Consider the following 18,407-nt stretch of genomic DNA (forward strand, 5'->3'; position numbering starts at 1 on the left):
CCCGCACCGAATTGGGCGTTTCGGAAACGACGATGTCCTGATGCGGTGCGCGTCTGCGTCCAACGAAGAGATGGATCTCCGCTGTATAGGCTGAGATAGAGGCATTTGATGATTTCTGGTCTGAGTCTTGCTGTGATGACTCGTTTGTCCTTTTCTTGTTGATCAATCCTTTTCTTGACTGTCAATATCCTTCGCCTGTGCATTCTGCGCTTCTGTAATTAGTTGTCGCATTGAAGAAATATCGCCTCATTGCCTGCCGCTAGAATGCCGCACACCCAGCCAAGGCCCCTTGTCGTCCACCCTGCACGACAGCGCAGCACTGCCTTCAATACTCATAAAAGGCCCGGGCCCCTCACTGCCATCGATGCCCTACCCAATTCGAAGGAGCAAGTCATGAAGAAGTTCGCACTGTTCGGCGCCCTGGCGCTGTCTCTGTTGTCGCCCCTGGCCATGGCCGATAAGCCGCTGCGTATCGGCATCGAGGCAGCCTATCCGCCCTTTGCCTTCAAGACCCCCGATGGCCAGATCGCCGGTTTCGACTACGACATCGGCAATGCCCTGTGTGAAGAAATGAAGGTCAAATGCCAGTGGATCGAGCAAGAGTTCGACGGCCTGATCCCGGCGCTCAAAGTGCGCAAGTTCGACGCCGTGCTCTCGTCCATGTCGATCACCGAAGATCGCAAGAAGTCCGTGGACTTCACCGGCAAGTACTACGCCACCCCGGCCAAGCTGGCGATGAAGGCCGGTACCGAGCTGAAAGACCCGCTGGTCGACCTCAAGGGCAAGAAAATCGGCGTGCAGCGCTCCTCCGTGTATGACCGCTACGCCACCGACGTCTTCGCCCCGGCCGGTGCCGAGGTGGTGCGCTACAGCTCGCAGAACGAAGTGTTCCTCGACCTGCAGGCCGGCCGCCTCGACGCGACCCTGGCCGACTCGGTGAACATCGACGATGGTTTTCTCAAGACCGATGCTGGTAAGGGCTTCGCCTTCGTCGGCCCGGATTTCACCGATGTGAAGTACTTCGGCGAAGGGCAGGGCATTGCCGTGCGCAAGGGTGATCAGGCGCTGGTCGACAAGATCAATGCAGCCATCGCGGCGATCCGTGCCAACGGCACCTACAAGCAGGTGCAGGACAAGTACTTCGACTTCGACGTCTACGGCGAGTAAGCCCATCCTGCAGTCGATCAGTGGCACGTGCTTGCCTGAGCCGTGCCACTTTTTCATGGCCACCTCTGTCGGGTGGCCTTTCGGCAGGCCAGCCGGCCGCCGCTGACTTTTCCACCGTGTTCCCTGGTACCTGTTAGGTGCCGATGAGGTACCCTCGCATGCTTCAAGGCTACGGCTCGACCATTCTCGATGGTGCCTGGCTCACTTTGCTCCTGGCGTTGACGTCGATGGCGCTGGCGATCGTTCTCGGCCTGATCGGTGCGGCCTGTCGTCTGTCGCCGATCCGTTGGCTGGCCGTGCTGGGCGAAACCTATGCCACGGTGATTCGCGGCATTCCCGACCTGGTGCTGATCCTGCTGATCTTCTACGGCGGGCAGAGCCTGGTGAACACGCTCGCGCCGATGGTCGGCTATGACGACTACATCGATATCAACCCCTTCGTGGCGGGTGTCTTCACCATGGGGTTCATCTTTGGTGCCTACCTGTCGGAAACCTTCCGTGGCGCCTTCATGGCGATTCCCAAGGGGCAGGGCGAGGCCGGCGCGGCTTATGGCATGAGCGGTTCGCAGGTGTTCTTCCGCATCCTCGTGCCGCAGATGATCCGTTTCGCCATTCCCGGTTTCACCAATAACTGGCTGGTGCTGACCAAGGCCACCGCGCTGATTTCCGTGGTCGGCCTGCAGGACATGATGTTCAAGGCCAAGAACGCCGCCGATGCCACGCGTGAGCCGTTCACCTTCTACCTGGCGGTGGCAGGGCTGTATCTGCTGCTGACCAGCGTGTCGCTGCTGGCCCTGCGCATGCTGGAAAAACGCTACTCGGTAGGTACCAAGGTGGCCGAACTATGATCTTCGACTATCAGATGATCTGGGAGAACCTGCCGCTGTATTTCAGCGGTGTGCTGGTCACCCTCAAGCTGCTGGCCATTTCTCTGAGCGTAGGTCTGGCGCTGGCCCTGCCGCTGGCGCTGATGCGCGTGTCGAAGTCGCCCTGGGTCAACTTCCCGGCCTGGCTCTACACCTACGTGATACGTGGCACGCCAATGCTGGTGCAGCTGTTCCTGATCTACTACGGTCTGGCGCAGTTCGAGTTCATCCGCGACAGCTTCCTCTGGCCGTACTTCTCCAGCGCCACCTTCTGTGCCTGCCTGGCCTTCGCTATCAACACCAGTGCCTACACGGCTGAAATTCTGGCGGGCAGCCTCAAGGCCACACCGCCGGGCGAGATCGAGGCGGCCAAGGCCATGGGCATGTCACGCAGCAAGCTGTATCGCCGCATCCTCCTGCCGTCTGCGTTGCGCCGCGCGCTGCCGCAGTACAGCAACGAGGTGATCATGATGCTGCACACCACCTCGCTGGCCTCCATCGTCACCCTGGTGGACATCACCGGCGCGGCGCGCACGGTCTATTCGCAGTACTACATGCCGTTCGAGGCCTTCATCACCGCCGGCCTGTTCTATCTGGCGCTGACCTTTACCCTGGTGCGCCTGTTCAAGCGGGCCGAGCGCCGCTGGCTGGCCTATATGGCCCCGCGCAAGGCCTGATGCCATGCCGATTCAAGAGAACCCGAACATGTACAAACTCGAAGTCCAGGATCTGCATAAACGCTACGGCAGCCATGAGGTGATCAAGGGCGTGTCGATGGCGGCCAAGGCCGGCGACGTGATCAGCATCATCGGCTCCAGTGGCTCGGGAAAGAGCACCTTCCTGCGCTGCCTGAATCTGCTGGAGCAACCGCATGCCGGTAAGATCCTGCTCAACAATGAAGAGTTGAAGCTGGTGCCGGCCAAGGACGGTTCGCTGCGCGCCGCCGATACCAAGCAGCTGCAGCGCATGCGCTCGCGCCTGGCCATGGTGTTCCAGCATTTCAACCTGTGGTCGCACATGAGCGCCCTGGAAAACGTGATGGAAGCGCCAGTGCACGTGCTCGGCGTGAGCAAGGCAGAAGCTCGTGACAAGGCAGAGCATTACCTGAACAAGGTCGGCGTGGCCCACCGCAAGGAGGCCTACCCGGCGCACATGAGCGGCGGCGAGCAGCAGCGCGTGGCCATTGCCCGTGCCCTGGCGATGGAGCCGGAGGTGATGCTGTTCGATGAGCCGACCTCGGCGCTCGACCCGGAACTGGTCGGCGAGGTGCTCAAGGTGATGCAGGATCTGGCCAGTGAAGGACGCACCATGGTGGTGGTGACTCACGAGATGGGTTTCGCTCGCGAGGTATCGAACCAGTTGGTCTTTCTGCACAAGGGGTTGGTCGAAGAGCGCGGTTGCCCTCGCGAAGTGCTGGCCAATCCGCAATCCGAACGGCTCAAGCAGTTCCTTTCCGGCAGTCTCAAATAATAAGAAGCTAGACTGCGCATCTGAAACGGTGCGCTGCAGGCGTTCAAGGCACTCATGACTCCCCATCGAATCGGTTTTCTCTACTGGCCCGGCACCAAGGCCCTGACCCTCTCCCTGGCCGAGGAAGCCCTGCGCGTGGCGCAGCGGGTGCACCCCGAGGTGCTGTACGAGCTGGTATTCCTTCAGGCCGAGCCGCTGGCAGCGGGGGACTGGCGTCTGCCAGGGGAACCCTGGTCCGGACATCTGGATGGTCTGCACAAGCTGTTTCTGCTCGCCGATGCGCCGCCGGCGCAGGTGTCGGCGCCTCTGGCTGCTGCACTCAAGCAGCAGGTGCGCAGTGGCTGCATGATCGGCGGGCTGTCGGCTGGGGTCTATCCGCTGGCGCAGCTCGGCTTGCTCGATGGTTATCGCGCGGCGGTTCACTGGCGCTGGCAGGACGATTTCGCCGAGCGTTTCCCCAAGGTCATCGCCACCAGCCATCTGTTCGACTGGGATCGTGACCGCCTTACCGCCTGTGGTGGTTTGGCCGTGCTCGATCTGCTGCTGGCGGTGCTGGCGCGAGATCATGGCGCCGAGCTGGCTGGCGCAGTGAGCGAGGAACTGGTGGTCGAGCGCATCCGTGAAGGTGGCGAACGCCAGCGCATTCCGCTGCAGAATCGCCTCGGTTCCAGCCACCCCAAGCTGACTCAGGCGGTGCTGCTGATGGAGGCCAATATCGAGGAGCCGCTGACCACCGACGAGATCGCCCAGCATGTGTGCGTGTCGCGTCGCCAGCTGGAGCGCATCTTCAAGCAGTACCTCAACCGCGTGCCCAGTCAGTACTACCTGGAGCTGCGCCTGAACAAGGCACGGCAACTGCTGATGCAGACCAGCAAGTCGATCATCCAGATCGGCCTGTCCTGTGGCTTCTCGTCCGGCCCGCATTTCTCCAGCGCCTACCGCAACTTCTTCGGCGCCACGCCACGTGATGACCGCAATCAGCGCCGCAGCAACAGCCCCTTCGAACTGAGCTCGACGCCAGTGGAGCGCGGCTGATACCGACTTTCTTCATGGGGATTTCGATACCCAGCAGTCAGCCTGTGAAGATTTTTTTCCTGGTCATGCCCGGCTGCGCTGAACTGCGTTTAAACTGCGCCTTTCCGATGCTTTCTGTCGCTTTGACGACAACCCACGGAAAACCTGGGGTTGCGCTGTAAGAACATGTCGCATGACGACAATGCCGACCCCGCATCAGTCCTTACAATCCTTGGCATTCCCTGTCGTTTCGGGCGTTTTGGCTGCCCGTTCGCGGCCGGTATTTCTCAGCAGGAGAGCTTCGATGTCCGTTCAGCACGATGCGGTGCAACGCGCCGACTACGACCAGTTCATGGTCCCCAACTACGCCCCCGCCGCCTTCGTTCCCGTGCGTGGCCTGGGGTCGCGAGTCTGGGATCAGAGCGGTCGCGAGCTGATCGACTTCGCCGGCGGTATCGCCGTCAACGTGCTCGGCCATTGCCACCCGGCACTGGTCGCGGCGCTGACCGAGCAGGCCAATACCCTGTGGCACATCTCCAACGTCTTCACCAACGAGCCGACTCTGCGCCTGGGCAAGAAGCTGGTCGAGGCGACCTTCGCCGAGCGCGTGTTCTTCTGCAACTCCGGCGCCGAGGCCAACGAAGCCGCGTTCAAGCTGGCGCGGCGTGTCGCCCATGACCGCTTCGGCCCGGAAAAGCACGAGATCATCGCCGCCACCAACAGCTTCCACGGCCGTACCCTGTTCACCGTCAGCGTGGGCGGTCAGCCGAAGTATTCCGATGGTTTCGGACCGAAGATCCAGGGCATTACCCATGTGCCATACAACGATCTGGACGCGCTGAAAACCGCGATTTCCGACAAGACCTGCGCCGTGGTACTGGAGCCGATCCAGGGCGAAGGTGGCGTGCTGCCGGCGGACAAGGCCTACCTCGAGGGCGCTCGCGAGCTTTGCAATGCACACAATGCCCTGCTGGTGTTCGACGAAGTGCAGAGCGGCATGGGCCGCAGCGGCGAACTGTTCGCCTACATGCATTACGGCGTGGTGCCGGACATCCTCTCCAGTGCCAAGAGTCTGGGCGGCGGCTTCCCGATCGCGGCGATGCTCACCACCACCGAGCTGGCCAAGCATTTCTCCCCCGGCACCCACGGCACCACTTACGGCGGCAACCCGCTGGCCTGTGCGGTGGGCGAGGCGGTGCTGGATATCGTCAATACCGCCGAGACGCTGAATGGCGTCAAGGCCAAGAGCGCGCAGTTCAAGACCCGTCTGCAGGCGCTCGGTGAGCAGTACGGCCTGTTCGAGCAGGTGCGTGGCATGGGCCTGCTGCTCGGCTGCGTGCTCAATGACAAGTGGAAAGGTCAGGCCAAGCAGGTGCTCGATGCCGCCACTGCCGAAGGGCTGATGGTGCTGCAGGCCGGGCCTGACGTAGTGCGCTTCGCGCCGAGCCTGGTGGTGTCCGATGCGGACATCGAAGAGGGTTTGAACCGTTTCGAGCGTGCGCTGAGCAAACTGACCGCGTGACAGGCTGTGGGAGGGGCTTTAGCCGCGACAATTGCGGCTTGAGTACTTCCCGCTCTGGCTACACATCTTGCAGCTTCCGTGTTTAGAAGGAGTGACCCCATGCTGGTGATGCGCCCCGCGCAAATGGCAGACCTGGCCGATGTGCAGCGTCTGGCTGCAGACAGCCCGGTCGGAGTCACTTCACTGCCCGATGATGCCGGCCGTCTCGGTGACAAGATCGTCGCGTCGGAGTCGTCCTTCTCGGCCGAGGTCAGCTTCAATGGCGAGGAAACCTATTTCTTCGTCCTCGAGGATACCGTCAGCGGGCGCCTGGTCGGCTGCTCCGGCATCGTCGCCTCGGCTGGCTATTCCGAGCCGTTCTATAGCTTTCGCAACGAAACCTTCGTGCACCACTCGCGTGAGCTGAAGATCCACAACAAGATTCACGTCCTCTCGCTGTGCCACGACCTCACCGGCAACAGCCTGCTGACCAGCTTCTACGTCGAGCGCCCGCTGGTATCGACCGTGTTCGCCGAACTCAACTCGCGTGGGCGCCTGTTGTTCATGGCGGGGCACCCCGAGCGCTTCGCCGATGCGGTGGTGGTGGAAATAGTTGGCCACAGCGACGAAAACGGCGATTCGCCGTTCTGGGATGCGGTGGGGCGCAACTTCTTCGACATGAACTACGCCGAGGCCGAGCGCCTGTGCGGGCTGAAGAGCCGCACCTTCCTCGCCGAGCTGATGCCCAATTACCCCATCTACGTGCCGCTGCTGTCGGATGAAGCGCAGGAGGCCATGGGCCAGGTGCACCCGCGCGCGCAGATTACCTTCGACATCCTCATGCGCGAGGGTTTCGAGACCGACCACTACATCGACATCTTCGATGGCGGGCCGACCTTGCATGCGCGCACTTCGGGCATTCGCTCGATTGCGCAGAGTCGCCTGGTGCCAGTGCGCATCGGCGAGAGCGAGCAGGGCGGTCGCCAGTATCTGGTCAGCAATGGCCAATTGCAGGATTTTCGCGCCATCGTCGCCAGGCTTGATTGGGTGCCTGGCAAGCCTGTGACACTCAACGCTGAAACCGCCGAGGTACTTGGGGTGGGCGAAGGTGGCAGTGTCCGCCTGGTGGCGGTTTGAATCGAAGTGGCCAGTTGGCCTGGCTGCTGACTTGTAGCTGGCCGCTAGGCGCTAATAGCTGATCCGGAGGATCCCAATGATCGTTCGTCCCGTGCGCAGTGCCGACTTGCCGGCCCTGATCGACCTGGCACGCAGTACCGGCGCCGGCCTGACCACCTTGCCGGCCAATGAGGCGCGTCTGGCGCAGCGTGTCGGCTGGGCGGAGAAGGCCTTTCGCGGCGAGGCCGAGCGTGCCGATGCCGACTACCTGTTCGTGCTCGAAGACGATGCCGGTAAGGTGGTGGGGATTTCCGCCGTGGCGGCTGCCGTCGGCCTGCGTGAGCCCTGGTACAACTACCGGGTTGGCCTGACCGTCACCGCCTCTCAGGAGCTGGACATCCATCGGCAGATTCCGACCCTGTTCATGGCCAATGACCTGACCGGCAACAGCGAGCTGTGCTCGCTGTTCCTGCATGCCGATCACCGCACCGGGCTCAATGGTCGCCTGCTGTCCAAGGCGCGCTTTCTGTTCATTGCCGAGTTCCGTGAGCTGTTCGGCGACAAGGTGATCGCCGAGATGCGCGGTATGTCCGACGAGAGTGGTCGTTCGCCGTTCTGGGAAAGCCTGGGCCGGCACTTCTTCAAGATGGAGTTCTCCCAGGCCGACTACCTCACCGGCGTTGGCAACAAGGCCTTCATCGCCGAACTGATGCCCAAGTTTCCGCTCTACACCTGCTTTCTCTCCGAGGACGCGCGGGCGGTGATTGGCCGGGTGCATCCGGACACCGAGCCTGCGCTGACCATGCTCAAGGCCGAGGGCTTCAGTTATCAGGGCTATGTCGACATCTTCGATGCGGGGCCGGCAATCGAGGCGGAAACCGCGAAGATCCGTGCCGTGCGCGACAGCCAGCAACTGGTGCTGGCCATCGGTACGCCTGGCGACGATGCGGTGCCCTATCTGGTGCATAACCGCAAACGCTACGACTGCCGTATCACCGCAGCGCCGGCGCGGGTCGCCGCTGGCACGCTGGTGGTGGCGCCACTCACGGCCAAGCGCCTACGTCTGTCCGCCGGGGATCTGGTGCGTGCCGTGCCGTTGGCGGTCGGCCACTGAGAAAGTTTGTACCGAGCCGGTCAGCCTGCCGGCCGTGAATGTGTGGAGTGAAAAATACAATGAGCACTCACTATATCGCCGGCCAGTGGCTGGCAGGCCTTGGCGAGCCTCTGCAATCGCTCGATCCGGTCAGTCAGGCGCTGGTCTGGGAAGGGCGCGGCGCCGATGCCGCGCAGGTCGATGCGGCCGTCACCGCCGCACGTCAGGCCTTCTCGGCCTGGGCCGGGCAATCGCTGGATTCCCGTATCGCCGTGCTGGAGCGTTTTGCCGTGCACCTGAAGGATCGCGCGCAGCAGTTGGCGCAGACCATCGGTGAAGAAACCGGCAAGCCGCTGTGGGAAGCCGCCACCGAAGTCACCAGCATGGTCGGCAAGGTCGCCATCTCCATCCAGAGCTATCGCGAGCGCACCGGTGAGAAGCGCAGTCAGGTCGCCGAGGCCAACAGCGTGCTGCGGCACAAGCCGCATGGCGTCGTGGCCGTGTTCGGCCCCTACAACTTTCCCGGTCACTTGCCCAATGGGCATATCGTGCCCGCCTTGCTGGCCGGCAATTGCGTGCTGTTCAAGCCCAGCGAGCTGACGCCCAAGGTGGCCGAGCTGACCGTGCAATGCTGGATCGAGGCCGGGTTGCCCGCAGGCGTGCTCAACCTGCTGCAGGGCGGGCGTGACACCGGTGTCGCCCTGGCTGGTCATCCTGGCATCGACGGGCTGTTCTTCACCGGCTCCAGCCGCACCGGCAACCTGCTGCATGCGCAGTTCGCTGGTCGTCCGGAGAAGATCCTGGCGCTGGAGATGGGCGGTAACAACCCGTTGATCGTCGATCAGGTCGCTGATGTCGATGCGGCGATCTACACCATCGTCCAGTCCGCCTTCATTAGCGCAGGGCAGCGTTGCACCTGCGCGCGTCGTCTGCTGGTGCCGCAAGGGGCTTGGGGTGATGTGATGCTGGCGCGTCTGGTAGAGGTCGTCGGGCGGATCAGGGTCGGTCGTTTCGATGCGCAGCCGGCGCCGTTCATGGGCTCGGTGATTTCCCTGCAGGCGGCTGCGCAGTTGCTGCAGGCGCAGCGGGATTTGCTGGATGGCGACGCTAAGGCGCTGCTGGCGATGACCCAGCCGCAGGCCGATGCCGCGCTGCTCACGCCCGGCATCCTCGATGTCACGGCCGTGAGCGCGCGTCCTGACGAGGAATTTTTCGGCCCGTTGCTGCAGGTGATCCGCTACGACAGCTTCGAGGCCGCCATCGCCGAGGCCAATGCCACGGCCTATGGCCTGGCCGCCGGCCTGCTGTCCGATTCGCGGGCGCGCTATGAGCAGTTCTGGCTGCATAGCCGCGCCGGCATCGTCAACTGGAACAAGCCGCTCACGGGCGCGGCCAGCAGTGCGCCGTTCGGCGGTATCGGTGCATCCGGCAATCATCGCGCCAGTGCTTATTACGCGGCCGATTATTGCGCCTACCCGGTGGCCTCGCTGGAAAGCGACAGCCTGGCCTTGCCCGCGACCCTGGCTCCGGGAGTGACGCTGTGATGCCCGCTTATGAGATGAACTTCGATGGGCTGGTCGGGCCCACGCACAACTACGGCGGGTTGTCCTACGGCAACGTGGCCTCGCAGAGCAACAGCAGCGCCGTGTCGAACCCACAGGAGGCCGCCAAGCAGGGCCTGGCGAAGATGAAGGCGCTGATGGACATGGGCTTCAAGCAGGGCGTGCTGGCCCCGCAGGAGCGCCCGGATGTCGCCGCGCTGCGTCGCCTGGGCTTTACCGGCAGCGATGTCGAGGTGATCCAGCGCGCTGCGCGTGAAGCCATGCCTTTGCTGGTAGCGAGCTGCTCGGCGTCGAGCATGTGGACGGCCAATGCCTGCACCGTCAGCCCCAGCGCCGACACGGCAGACGGGCGCGTGCATTTCACCGCCGCCAACCTCAACTGCAAGTTCCACCGCAGCATCGAACACCCGACCACCAGCCGCGTGCTGCAGGCGATGTTCGCCAATGATGCGCACTTTGCTCACCACCCGGCCTTGCCTGCGGTGGCGCAGTTTGGTGATGAAGGTGCGGCCAACCATACGCGCTTCTGCAAGGGCTATGGCGATGCCGGTGTGGAGTTCTTCGTCTACGGCCGCAGCGCCTTCGACACCCGCTACCCGGCGCCGGCACGCTACCCGGCGCGGCAAACCCTGGAGGCCAGTCAGGCGGTCGCCCGCCTGCATGGGCTGAGCGAGGCGGGCGTGGTCTACGCCCAGCAGAATCCCGCAGTGATCGACCAGGGCGTTTTCCATAACGATGTGATCGCCGTGGGCAACGGCGAAGTGCTGTTCCATCACCAGGACGCCTTCCTCGACACCGACAAGGTGCTCGCAGAGTTGAGCGACAAGCTGGCGCGACGTGGCGGACGTTTGCAGGCGGTGTGCGTGCCGACCTCTGCCGTGAGTGTGGCGGATGCGGTGAAGTCCTATCTGTTCAACAGCCAGTTGCTGACGCGCAGCGACGGCAGCATGTTGCTGATCGTGCCGGAAGAGTGCCGTAACAACGCCAGCGTCTGGCGCTATCTGCAGCAACTGACCGCCAATGGCGGGCCGATCCGCGAGGTACGCGTGTTCGACCTCAAGCAGAGCATGCAGAACGGCGGTGGCCCGGCCTGCCTGCGCCTGCGTGTGGCGCTCAAGGAGCAGGAGCTGGCGGCGGTCAATCCGGGCGTGGTGATGAGCCATGAGCTGCACGACACTCTGGTGGCCTGGGTCGACAAGCATTACCGCGACCGTCTGAGCGAAACCGACCTGGCCGACCCGCAATTGCTGAGCGAATGCCGCACGGCATTGGATGAACTGACACAGATCCTTAAACTGGGCTCGGTCTATCCTTTCCAGATGACCTGACCCCCGAAGCAATCCCGGAGATTTTATGAGCGACGCCCTGCAACTGGTTCTCGAAGACACTGACGGCACCCAACTGGAAACCTCCTGCACCCGTTTCGCCGTGATCTGGCAGGGCAAGGAAGTGTGGATTCAGGCCGTGGGTGATCAACTGCTGATCGGCGTCGACGTGGAGGAGGGCGATACCGAGTACGCCAACCTGCTGCTGCGTCCACAGGCCACCAACCTGGTCAGCCTGCAGCTGGAAATGGAGCCGGCCGACGCCGGTGATGACGATCACGTGCATGGCCCCGACTGCAATCACTGATCGTGGCCCGTTGTGGGAGGGCTGAAGCGGAGCGCCGCCCGGCCCACCCTACAAAAATGCTGCGAACCAAGGAGGCGCCATGCTTGCTCTCGGCAAACTGCTTGAACTGACCCTGGCCGGCCACGAGCCCTCGGCGAAGATTCAGCTGACGCCCGACGGCACGCGCCTGCGCTGGCTCGACGAGGGCGCGCTGGAAGTGACGCCGCCTGCAGCGCGGGACAATGGGCTCGACTTGGTGTTGTCCGCCGGCGTACATGGCAACGAAACCGCGCCGATCGAACTGCTCGACCGCCTGCTGCGCGGTATCGCCCGCAAGGAGTTGCATCCGGCAGCACGGATTCTCTTTCTGTTCGGCAACCCCGAGGCCATGCGTCGTGGCGAGCGTTACGTCGAGCAGGATCTCAACCGCCTGTTCAATGGTCGGCATGAGCAGTCCAGTGGCTTCGAGGCGATTCGCGCCTGCGATCTGGAACATCTGGTGGCCACCTTCTTCGGCAAGAACAGTGGCCGTACCCGTCTGCACTATGACCTGCACACCGCCATCCGTGGCTCGAAGATCGAGCAGTTCGCCCTCTACCCCTGGCATGAGGGACGCGCCCATTCGCGCCGCGAGCTGGAGCGCCTGCGCGCAGCCGGTATCGAGGCCGTGTTGCTGCAGAGCAAGCCGTCCATCACCTTCAGTGCCTATACCTACGCACAGCTCGGTGCCGAAGCGTTCACCCTGGAGCTGGGCAAGGCGCGTGCGTTCGGGCAGAACGAGCTGGTCAACCTCGATCTGCTGGAGCGTGCCCTGCATGCCTTGATCGAGGGGCGCGAGGTCATTGACGGTGAGCCCAAGCTGGAGGGGCTGCAGCTGTTCGCCGTATCGCGGGAAATCATCAAGCACAGTGACGATTTCCGTCTGCATTTACCTGCCGATATCGAAAATTTCACCGAGCTGGAGCCGGGTTACCTGCTGGCTGAGGACATCGCCGACACCCGTTGGGTGGTGGAGGAGCAGAGCGCACGGATCATCTTCCCCAATCCCAAGGTCAGGAACGGCCTGCGTGCCGGCATCCTGATCGTCCCCGATGACGGCGCCGGATTGGTGTAGTGCTGGTGTGGAGGGGGCTTTAGCCGCGACGAAGCGACATCTTGATCGCCGCTGAAGCGCCTCCCGCGTTTTTACCCTCAACTGTATCTGTCACCCTTCGGGCGCCCCCTTTAGCATGGGCCTTTCGCCAATCAATGGGAACGCCAGCCATGCCCCTGATCGACCTGCGCAGCGACACCGTTACCCAGCCCACAGCCGCCATGCGTGAAGCCATGCTTGCCGCCGAGCTGGGCGACGATGTCTACGGCGAAGACCCGACCGTCAACCGCCTGGAAAATTGGTTGGCAGCTGAGCTGGGCTTCGAGGCGGCGCTGTTCGTGCCCACCGGCACCATGAGCAACCTGCTGGGCCTGATGGCGCACTGTGAGCGTGGCGACGAATACATCGTCGGTCAGCAGGCGCACACCTATAAATACGAGGGCGGCGGTGCCGCCGTGCTCGGTTCCATCCAGCCGCAGCCGATCGAGGGCGAGGCCGATGGCTCGCTGGAACTGGCCAAGGTCGAGGCGGCGATCAAGCAGGACGACTTCCATTTCGCCCGCACCCGCCTGCTGGCGCTGGAAAACACCATGCAGGGCAAGGTGCTGCCCCTCGATTATCTCGCCGCTGCCCGCGAACTGACTCGTCGCCGAGGCTTGAGCCTGCATCTGGATGGCGCACGCTTGTACAACGCAGCGGTCAAGCTGCAGGTACCGGCGCGGCAGATCACCCAGTACTTCGATTCGGTGTCGGTGTGTCTGTCCAAGGGCCTCGGTGCGCCGGTTGGCTCGGTGCTCTGTGGTAGCACCGCACTGATCGCCAAGGCGCGTCGTTTGCGCAAGATGGTTGGTGGTGGCATGCGCCAGGCCGGCCTGCTGGCGGCGGCGGGGCTGTATGCCCTGCAGCATCAGGTCGAGCGCCTGGCCGAGGATCACGCCAAGGCCGCACGCCTGGGCGATGCGTTGAGCGAGCTGGGTTACAGCGTCGAGCCCGTGCAGACCAACATGGTCTACGTACAGCTTGGCGAACGTGCCGAGCAGGTGAAGGCTTTCATGGCCGAACGCGGCATCGCCGTCAGTGCGGCGCCGCGTCTGCGCCTGGTCACTCACCTGGATGTCGGAACCGAGGGCGTCGAGCGCGTGATCGAGGCGTTCGCCGCTTTCCGCTCTCATTGAGCAAGATGCCGACAGTTCATAGCTTTCGGCTATCAACAAGGCACTAGCCGCGGGCGAAAGGGCCGATATAATGCGTCCCTTTGCCGGCTTTGCCGTGGCCGCCTGATTCCGTGGATATCCCTATGAAAAGCGCAGAAATCCGTGAAGCCTTCCTGAGCTTCTTCGAAGAAAAAGGGCACACCCGTGTCGCTTCCAGCTCGCTGATCCCGGCGAACGACCCGACCCTGCTGTTCACCAACGCAGGCATGAACCAGTTCAAGGACTGCTTCCTCGGTCTGGAAAAGCGCGCCTACACCCGCGCCACCACCAGCCAGAAGTGCGTGCGGGCCGGTGGCAAGCACAACGACCTGGAAAACGTCGGCTACACCGCGCGTCACCACACCTTCTTCGAAATGCTGGGTAACTTCAGCTTCGGTGACTATTTCAAGCGTGATGCCATTCATTACGCCTGGGAGTTCCTGACCTCCGACAAGTGGCTGAACCTGCCCAAGGAAAAGCTCTGGGTCACCGTCTACGCCACCGATGACGAGGCCTACGACATCTGGACGAAGGAAGTCGGCATTCCCACCGAGCGCATGATCCGCATTGGTGACAACAAGGGCGCGCCGTACGCCTCCGATAACTTCTGGGCGATGGGCGATACCGGCCCGTGTGGTCCGTGCACCGAGATCTTCTTCGACCACGGCGAGCACATCTGGGGCGGCCCACCCGGCAGCCCGGAAGAAGACGGTGACCGCTACATCGAGATCTGGAACAACGTCTTCATGCAGTTCAACCGCACCGCGGACGGCGTGTTGCACCCGCTGCCGGCGCCGAGCGTGGACACCGGCATGGGCCTGGAGCGCATCAGCGCCGTGCTGCAGCACGTCAACTCTAACTACGAGATCGACCTGTTCCAGAACCTGCTGGCTGCCTCGGCCAAGGCCATCGGCTGCGCCAATGAAGGTCAGGCTTCGCTGAAGGTGGTGGCGGATCACATCCGTTCCTGCAGCTTCCTGATCGCCGATGGTGTGACCCCGTCGAACGAAGGCCGTGGCTACGTGCTGCGCCGCATCGTGCGTCGCGCTTGCCGCCACGGTAACAAGCTGGGCGCCAAGGGCAGCTTCTTTTACCAGATCGTCGCCGCCCTGGTGGCCGAGATGGGCGAAGCCTTCCCCGAACTCAAGCAACAGCAGGCGCATATCGAGCGCGTACTGAAGACCGAAGAAGAACAGTTTGCCAAGACCCTGGAGCAGGGCCTGAAGATCCTCGAGCAGGATCTGGCCGAGCTCAAGGGCAATGTGATCCCGGGCGATGTGGTGTTCAAGCTCTACGACACCTACGGCTTCCCGGTCGACCTGACTGCCGACATCGCCCGCGAGCGCGAGCTGTCGGTGGACGAAGAGGGCTTCGAGCGTGAAATGGAAGCCCAGCGCGAGCGCGCCCGTTCTGCCAGCGCCTTCGGCATGGATTACAACGCGCTGGTCAAGGTCGACAGTGACACCCGCTTCCTCGGCTACGAAGGCACCAGCGGCAGCGGCAAGATCATTGCCCTGTTCAAGGCTGGCAGCGCAGTCGACAGCCTCGCCGAAGGCGAGGAGGGCGTGGTAGTGCTGGATCAGACTCCGTTCTACGCCGAGTCCGGTGGCCAGATCGGTGACTGCGGCTATCTGGAGGGTGCCGGCGTGCGCTTCGACGTGCGTGACACCACCAAGGCTGGCGGAGCTTTCCTGCACCACGGTGTTGTAGCCAAGGGCGGCCTCTCCGTCGGTACCAGCGTCAAGGCTGAGGTCGAAGCCGAGGTGCGCCAGGCCACCGCGCTGAACCACTCCGCTACTCACCTGTTGCATGAAGCCCTGCGCCAGGTGCTGGGCGAGCACGTGCAGCAGAAGGGCTCGCTGGTCAACAGCCAGCGCCTGCGCTTCGACTTCAGCCACTTCGAGGCGATCAAGCCCGAGCAGATCAAGCAGCTCGAGGATATCGTCAACCGCGTGGTGCGCGAGAACTCGGCGGTGGAAACCGAAGTCACCGATATCGAAACCGCCAAGGCCAAGGGCGCGACCGCACTGTTCGGTGAGAAATACGGCGATCAGGTGCGCGTGCTGAGCATGGGCGGCGACTTCTCCGTCGAGCTGTGCGGCGGTACCCACGTATCCCGTACCGGCGACATCGGCTTGTTCAAGATCGTCAGCGAGGGCGGCGTTGCTGCTGGTGTGCGTCGTATCGAGGCCGTCACCGGTGCAGCCGCGCTGGCCTATCTCAACGGTGCAGAGGAGCAGCTCAAGGAAGCTGCTTCGCTGGTCAAGGGCAGCCGCGACAACGTACTCGACAAACTGTCTGCGCTGATCGAGCGTAACCGTCAGTTGGAAAAGGAACTGGAGCAGCTCAAGGCCAAGGCCGCCAGCGCTGCGGGTAACGATCTGGCCGGTTCGGCCGTGGACGTGAAGGGCACCAAGGTGCTGGCTGCGCGTCTCGATGGCCTGGACGGCAAGGCGCTGCTGGCGTTGGTCGACCAGTTGAAGAACAAACTGGGCAGTGCCGTGATCCTGCTCGGTGGCGTGTTCGAGGACAAGGTGGTGCTGGTCGCTGGTGTCACCCAGGATCTGACCGCCAAGCTCAAGGCCGGTGACCTGATGCGTCAGGCCGCGGCGGCTGTAGGCGGCAAGGGCGGTGGTCGCCCGGACATGGCTCAGGGTGGCGGCGTCGATGCCGGCAAGCTGGATGAAGCCCTGGCCCTGGCTGCGACCCTGGTCGAGCAGGCTTCGTAACGAGTGAGAGAGCGGGGCCCGCAGTGCGTCCGGCGGGCCTTGGCAGTATGACCCGATGCGGGTTTAATGGGCGCCCTTCGAGGAATCAGGCGGCTTTTTGAAATGGCTTTGATCGTACAGAAGTTTGGAGGCACCTCCGTCGGCACCATCGAGCGTATCCAGCAGGTGGCCGAGAAGGTGAAGAAGTTCCGCGAGAACGGTGACGACATCGTCGTCGTGGTTTCCGCCATGAGCGGCGAAACCAACCGCCTGATCGATCTGGCCAAACAGATCACCGATGGCGAGCCGATTGCGCGTGAGCTGGATGTCATGGTGTCCACCGGTGAGCAGGTGACCATTGCCCTGTTGGCCATGGCGCTGATCAAGCGTGGTGTGCCGGCCGTGTCCTACACCGGCGCCCAGGTGCGCATCCTCACCGACAGCGCCTACAACAAGGCGCGTATTCTGCAGATCGATGACCAGAAGATTCGCGCTGACCTCAAAGCCGGCCGCGTCGTGGTCGTCGCTGGCTTCCAGGGTGTTGACGAGCAGGGCAGCATCACGACCCTCGGTCGTGGCGGTTCCGACACCACCGGTGTGGCCCTGGCTGCGGCGCTGAAGGCTGACGAGTGCCAGATCTATACCGATGTCGATGGTGTCTACACCACCGATCCGCGCGTGGTGCCGAAAGCTCAGCGTCTGGAAAAGATCACCTTCGAAGAGATGCTGGAAATGGCCAGTCTCGGTTCCAAGGTGCTGCAGATTCGCTCGGTGGAGTTTGCCGGCAAGTACAACGTCCCGCTGCGCGTTCTGCACAGCTTCCAGGAGGGGCCGGGCACCCTCATTACCCTTGATGAAGAGGAATCCATGGAACAGCCGATCATTTCCGGCATCGCTTTCAACCGCGACGAAGCCAAGCTGACCATCCGTGGGGTGCCGGATATTCCAGGCATCGCCTTCAAGATTCTCGGCCCGATCAGCGCCGCCAATATCGAAGTCGACATGATCGTGCAGAACGTTTCGCACGATAACACCACCGATTTCACCTTCACCGTGCACCGCAACGACTACAACAACGCCCTCAGCGTGCTGCAGAAGACTGCTGACGAACTGGGTGCCCGTGAAGTCGTCGGTGATACCAATATCGCCAAGGTGTCCATCGTCGGTGTCGGCATGCGCTCGCACGCCGGTGTTGCCAGCCGCATGTTCGAAGCGCTGGCCAAGGAGACCATCAACATTCAGATGATCTCCACCTCCGAGATCAAGGTCTCCGTGGTCATCGAAGAGAAGTACCTGGAACTGGCCGTACGTGCTCTGCACACGGCGTTCGAGCTCGACGCTCCGGCCCGACAGGGCGAGTGATGGCTTGATCCGAAAGGCGCGGCTGGTTCCGCGCCTTTCGTCTTTTTGATTGGCATGCGGGAACTTTCTTTCTGCGCCGGCTGGTCAATACTTGGGTGGAAGCGTGTGGGCTTGATTTGGCCGCAGGCTGTCACCATTTTCTTTTTTGCAGACTGTTGTCCTGAAATGTAATCCGTGAGGAGAAAGGAATGCTGATTCTGACTCGCCGGGTCGGAGAGACCCTGATGGTCGGTGATGATGTGACTGTCACCGTGTTGGGTGTGAAAGGTAACCAGGTGCGCATTGGTGTCAATGCGCCGAAAGAGGTTGCCGTACACCGTGAAGAAATCTACCAACGCATCCAGAAAGAGAAGGGTGACGAACCAAGCCACTAATTTTTCTACAAATTTTTGTTTGCAAACGGGGAAAACATGGTTATCATGCGCCCCGTGTTGCGGAGAGGTGGCCGAGTGGCCGAAGGCGCTCCCCTGCTAAGGGAGTACACCTCAAAAGGGTGTCGGGGGTTCGAATCCCCCCTTCTCCGCCATTATTCAGCGAGTCGGGTGTAAGCCGGGCTGGCGAATCAACCAGAGGTGATCTGGTATAAAAGCACCGACCGGACTCATAGCTCAGCTGGATAGAGTACTCGGCTACGAACCGAGCGGTCGGAGG

At 62.6% G+C, this 18,407-nt stretch carries 16 protein-coding genes and 1 tRNA gene; all 17 read left to right on the forward strand.

Going from position 1 to position 18,407, the window contains the following annotated elements:
• The first annotated feature begins 393 nt into the window (after nt 1-393).
• Nucleotides 394-1,167, forward strand: a complete 774-nt coding sequence (locus ACODS1_RS14440; RefSeq protein ID WP_489086192.1) for an ABC transporter substrate-binding protein — start codon at nt 394-396, stop codon at nt 1,165-1,167.
• Nucleotides 1,168-1,325: 158 nt separating this feature from the next.
• Nucleotides 1,326-2,015 (forward strand): ABC transporter permease, encoded by a 690-nt coding sequence (locus ACODS1_RS14445; RefSeq protein WP_489086193.1) that lies wholly within the window; start codon nt 1,326-1,328, stop codon nt 2,013-2,015.
• Nucleotides 2,012-2,710 (forward strand): ABC transporter permease, encoded by a 699-nt coding sequence (locus tag ACODS1_RS14450; RefSeq protein ID WP_489086194.1) that lies wholly within the window; start codon nt 2,012-2,014, stop codon nt 2,708-2,710. Before ACODS1_RS14445 ends, ACODS1_RS14450 begins: the two co-directional genes overlap by 4 nt.
• A gap of 28 nt (nt 2,711-2,738) precedes the next feature.
• Complete coding sequence (locus ACODS1_RS14455) at nt 2,739-3,503, forward strand: ABC transporter ATP-binding protein (protein WP_489086207.1); 765 nt, start codon at nt 2,739-2,741, stop codon at nt 3,501-3,503.
• A 54-nt stretch (nt 3,504-3,557) separates the two neighbouring features.
• Nucleotides 3,558-4,538 (forward strand): transcriptional regulator ArgR, encoded by a 981-nt coding sequence (argR, locus tag ACODS1_RS14460; protein WP_489086195.1) that lies wholly within the window; start codon nt 3,558-3,560, stop codon nt 4,536-4,538.
• Between the two features lie 283 nt (nt 4,539-4,821).
• Nucleotides 4,822-6,039 (forward strand): aspartate aminotransferase family protein, encoded by a 1,218-nt coding sequence (locus ACODS1_RS14465; protein WP_489086196.1) that lies wholly within the window; start codon nt 4,822-4,824, stop codon nt 6,037-6,039.
• A gap of 99 nt (nt 6,040-6,138) precedes the next feature.
• On the forward strand, nt 6,139-7,155 hold the full coding sequence (gene aruF, locus ACODS1_RS14470) for an arginine/ornithine succinyltransferase subunit alpha (protein WP_322978350.1): 1,017 nt from the start codon (nt 6,139-6,141) through the stop codon (nt 7,153-7,155).
• Between the two features lie 76 nt (nt 7,156-7,231).
• A complete protein-coding gene (gene astA / locus ACODS1_RS14475) occupies nt 7,232-8,248 on the forward strand; it encodes an arginine N-succinyltransferase (RefSeq protein WP_489086197.1) in 1,017 nt (338 codons plus the stop codon).
• A gap of 59 nt (nt 8,249-8,307) precedes the next feature.
• Nucleotides 8,308-9,771, forward strand: a complete 1,464-nt coding sequence (astD, locus tag ACODS1_RS14480) for a succinylglutamate-semialdehyde dehydrogenase (protein WP_489086198.1) — start codon at nt 8,308-8,310, stop codon at nt 9,769-9,771.
• Nucleotides 9,771-11,117 (forward strand): N-succinylarginine dihydrolase, encoded by a 1,347-nt coding sequence (gene astB, locus ACODS1_RS14485; protein ID WP_489086199.1) that lies wholly within the window; start codon nt 9,771-9,773, stop codon nt 11,115-11,117. The genes astD and astB overlap by 1 nt, the downstream gene beginning before the upstream one ends.
• 25 nt (nt 11,118-11,142) lie before the next feature.
• Complete coding sequence (locus tag ACODS1_RS14490; protein ID WP_489086200.1) at nt 11,143-11,421, forward strand: topoisomerase II; 279 nt, start codon at nt 11,143-11,145, stop codon at nt 11,419-11,421.
• Between the two features lie 79 nt (nt 11,422-11,500).
• On the forward strand, nt 11,501-12,514 hold the full coding sequence (gene astE, locus ACODS1_RS14495) for a succinylglutamate desuccinylase (RefSeq protein ID WP_489086201.1): 1,014 nt from the start codon (nt 11,501-11,503) through the stop codon (nt 12,512-12,514).
• Nucleotides 12,515-12,663: 149 nt separating this feature from the next.
• On the forward strand, nt 12,664-13,668 hold the full coding sequence (gene ltaE / locus ACODS1_RS14500) for a low-specificity L-threonine aldolase (protein ID WP_489086202.1): 1,005 nt from the start codon (nt 12,664-12,666) through the stop codon (nt 13,666-13,668).
• 122 nt (nt 13,669-13,790) lie between these two features.
• Nucleotides 13,791-16,415: an alanine--tRNA ligase gene (gene alaS, locus ACODS1_RS14505; RefSeq protein ID WP_489086203.1), complete on the forward strand. Its 2,625-nt coding sequence runs from the start codon at nt 13,791-13,793 to the stop codon at nt 16,413-16,415.
• Between the two features lie 102 nt (nt 16,416-16,517).
• On the forward strand, nt 16,518-17,756 hold the full coding sequence (locus ACODS1_RS14510) for an aspartate kinase (protein WP_489086204.1): 1,239 nt from the start codon (nt 16,518-16,520) through the stop codon (nt 17,754-17,756).
• A 188-nt stretch (nt 17,757-17,944) separates the two neighbouring features.
• On the forward strand, nt 17,945-18,130 hold the full coding sequence (gene csrA / locus ACODS1_RS14515) for a carbon storage regulator CsrA (RefSeq protein WP_003244478.1): 186 nt from the start codon (nt 17,945-17,947) through the stop codon (nt 18,128-18,130).
• A gap of 61 nt (nt 18,131-18,191) precedes the next feature.
• Nucleotides 18,192-18,282: transfer RNA gene (locus ACODS1_RS14520), tRNA-Ser, on the forward strand.
• Nucleotides 18,283-18,407 lie beyond the last annotated feature (125 nt).

The organism is Pseudomonas sp. FG29 (genome assembly GCF_057809355.1).